Raw genomic sequence first — 3199 nt, 5'->3', positions numbered from 1 at the left:
GGGCTGTTTTGGTTGATGCCGACGCTCTCCAGAAACTCTCGAAGCGCTCTCACTTGCGGGCGATCTGAGGTGTCTTTATCTTTGGCGCGATGGAAAATCCGGGGCGTGCCATTGACCGTGAATGTGAGCTGGCCGTTGTTTTTTGTCTTGACGGTTCCGAGCTGCTCGATCAGCGCGATGATATCGTGCCACTCCAGCTCGCTGGAAACTGGGTTCTGGAAGACGCCTTCCAGGGTGTTTTGGTAGGTTTGCATGGTGGTATATTTCTTAGTTGGCCCAGCGCAGCGTGAACTTGTAGTTATCTCCCCCTGAGGTACGGTCGGAGATGCGCACGATGCAGGTGTAGTTATTGCTCGCGCGGGGCTGCTGTCGAATCCAAACCGATCCTCGTCCCATTGTCTGGTTGAGGGTCACCGTGGCGTTTTTGCGGGGGATTGGGCTGGAGAAGACTGCGTCGCCACTCCCCTTGCGCCCACTGATCCGTGTTGTCCACGTGCTGTTTCGCCGAAACGAGACATCAAGTAGCTTATCGGCATGGCCTGTCCAGCGAATCACACCTTGGTTTTGGTTGCGCATTTGGTGGGCGTGGGCAAGAGGCACCGTGATCGTCCCAAATAGGGTGCAGGCACCCACCGCAGAGAGAAGGTTTCGAGTAATTTTCATATTGTTTCCTTGCCGCACTAGATGTCTTCACTGTCGCTAGGTTCCCTACAAAGTGAGGCGGAACTCTGGTTGAAATTCGTACATACGAGCCTTGAGTGAACCAAAATGAAAAAATCAAAGCCGATCCTGCGATCCTTCTCAGGCGCGTAGTCGTGAGAAGACACAGCAAAAGCAAGCGCCGCCGCAGCATGCCCGTCGGGCTGAAGTGCGTACGTAGGACGTTCCGGTGCGTCCTCGCAATACAGCTCCCCCCATGCAGAAGAGACCCAACGAGCGTTCTCGAATGGGAACCACGAATCAGAAAACCACGCTACGGGTCACGAGCCAGACCAAGACACAGCGGACATTCACCCGGATGACGCAAGGGCGGCGCTACGACAATGGGATGACGCTTCAACCCGCCAGCACGATGCGGGGGGGGGCAAAGCGGGGGGCAGGTGGTACTTGCCTGGAAAAAGAAAAGCTTCACGGGGGGGCTCATCACGTTTCCTCTTATAGCTCCACAACAAGGGGAAAGGTGATGATCACGCAGGCTCCTCCCGTGGGGCGGTTCTGGTAGAGGATCTCGCCGCGCAGGTCCCAGCGGCCCATGCTCTCGATAAGCTCGATGCCGGTGTTGGCGGATTTTTGCGGGTCGAAGCCAGGGGGGAAGCCGGGGCCGTCGTCGCAGACTTCGAGCTGCGCGGTATTTCCTGGCAAAAGAGTCAGCGTGACTTGCACTTCGCCCTTGCCGTGCTTGAGCGCATTGGAGACAAGCTCATTGACCAGCAGCGTGAACGAACCGCCTTGCTTAAGTGAGATCACCATCTCGTCGGCCTGTATCAGAATCTTGCGCTTGCCCGATGTCGCCTGCAAGATCGGGGCAAGCTTCTCCAGCGCGGCTCTGAGTGAGACGGTATCGAGGTCAACGCCGGTCTTGGAGTCTATCGTCAGTAAGTCGTGGAGGGCGGCGAGGGTGCGGATGTGCTGCCCAATGCGCTTTAGCTCCGAGACCGGCACGGTGTCTCCCTGAAGCGGTACCTGAAGCTCCACCAGGGCCGAGAGCACCTGGAGATTGTTCTTGATGCGGTGGTGCGACTCGGCCACGGCGCGCTGGAGCAGGGTATTGCGATCCGCACTGCGTGCCTGCGCCTGCTTCTGATCCTCGATGTCGGTAGTCACGCCAAACCAGCGAATGACCGTGCCCGCTCTGTCGTACTGAGGAATGCCGCGTGTCAGAAACCAGCGGAAGCCGCCGTCGTGGGCGCTGCGGATACGAACCTCGACGCTGTAGGGAGTGCTTGTCTGAAGTGCCTTGTTCCACGCCGCGTACATACTCACTTTATCGTCTGAGTGGTACACCGACTCGTCTTGGTGTGTTGAAGTTTGTGCAAGCGATAGGCCGGTGTACTCTGTCCACTGCGGATTGATATACTCCACAACGCCTTCCGTGTTGGAGATCCAGATAAACGGTGGCACACTCTCGGCGAGAACCCGAAACCTTCCCTCACTGGCATGGAGCTCCTCCTCGGCCCGCTTGCGCTCCGTAATATCTCGGATATTGCACTGAATAACCGCGTGGCCGTTCTCATCGTAGAGATTGGCGACCACTTCGACCTCCTGGCGCTTGCCTTCTTGGCTCTCCAGCGGCAGGTCTTCGTAGCGCACTTGGAGCTTGTCCTTGAGCTTCTCGAACATCTCCTGGCTTGCGAGCTCGTCTTTGAGTAAACCGATCTCAAAGAGCTCTTTTCCCACGAGCTGGCTGTGGGGGTAGCCCAGAAGCGTCGTCATAAACGGGTTGGCATCGGTGATCTTGCGCGTCTCGGGATCGAGAAGCAGAACCCCGTCTTTTGCCGCCTCAAAGAGCCGTCGGTAGCGAATCTCCGAGAGCTGCGTGGTCTTCTCGGTGCGTTTGCGCTCGGTGATATCGCGAATGGAGCTGAAGATCAGTGTCCCTTGCTCTGTTTCCAGCGGGCTGAGGCTTACCTCAATCGGGAACTCGCCGCCGTCCTTGTGCCGTCCCCAGAGCTCCAGTCCGCCCCCCATCGCGCGGTTCCGTGGTGCTTCGACAAATCCCAGAAAGTGCGAATGATGCGTTTTGTGAAAGCGCTCCGGTAGCAAGAGAGTGAGGCTCTGGCCCATGAGCTCGGTGCGCTCGTAGCCAAAGAGCTTTATGGTCAGCTCATTGACTAGGACAATACGGCCCTGCTCATCCACAATCAGAATGGCATCGGGAGTGGCCTCGATGAGCGCCCGGAATTTCAGCTCACTCTTGCGCAGGGACTCCTCGGACTGCTTGCGCTCGGTGAGCATGGCGAAGCGCTCCACGGCATTCTCGACGGCGCGGGTCAGGCTTGCGGGCGTGAGCCAGCTCTTGCCCAGGAAGTCCTGTGCCCCCGCATGGAGCAGGCCAGAGTTGCGCTCTTGGATCTTTTGGTACGTTCTTCATGGTTTCGTCGATGTGAAAGAACAAAGTGGCGATAAAATCAGTGAGGGTCAAGTGATTTGCTCCAGGAATTGTTTAGACAACTCATCCTATCGCAAGTCACTTGGCTCA

The 3199-nt window shown here is 57.5% G+C and carries 3 protein-coding genes; all 3 read right to left on the bottom strand.

The genetic code is table 11. From position 1 onward, the window contains the following. On the bottom strand, positions 1–254 hold a 254-nt coding region (locus AC1XOS_RS21560), incomplete at its 3' end, for a hypothetical protein (protein WP_481964270.1). 13 nt (positions 255–267) lie between these two features. Further along, positions 268–663, bottom strand: coding sequence for a hypothetical protein (locus AC1XOS_RS21555; RefSeq protein ID WP_481964269.1), 396 nt, complete (start codon positions 661–663; stop codon positions 268–270). Between the two features lie 492 nt (positions 664–1155). Further along, on the bottom strand, positions 1156–2970 hold the full coding sequence (locus AC1XOS_RS21550; protein ID WP_481964268.1) for a PAS domain S-box protein: 1815 nt from the start codon (positions 2968–2970) through the stop codon (positions 1156–1158). Between the last annotated feature and the right edge of the window lie 229 nt (positions 2971–3199).

The sequence above is a fragment of the Armatimonas sp. genome, from assembly GCF_964826245.1.
Note: the sequence above shows the minus strand (reverse complement) of the source record. Positions and strands in the feature narration are given on the sequence as shown.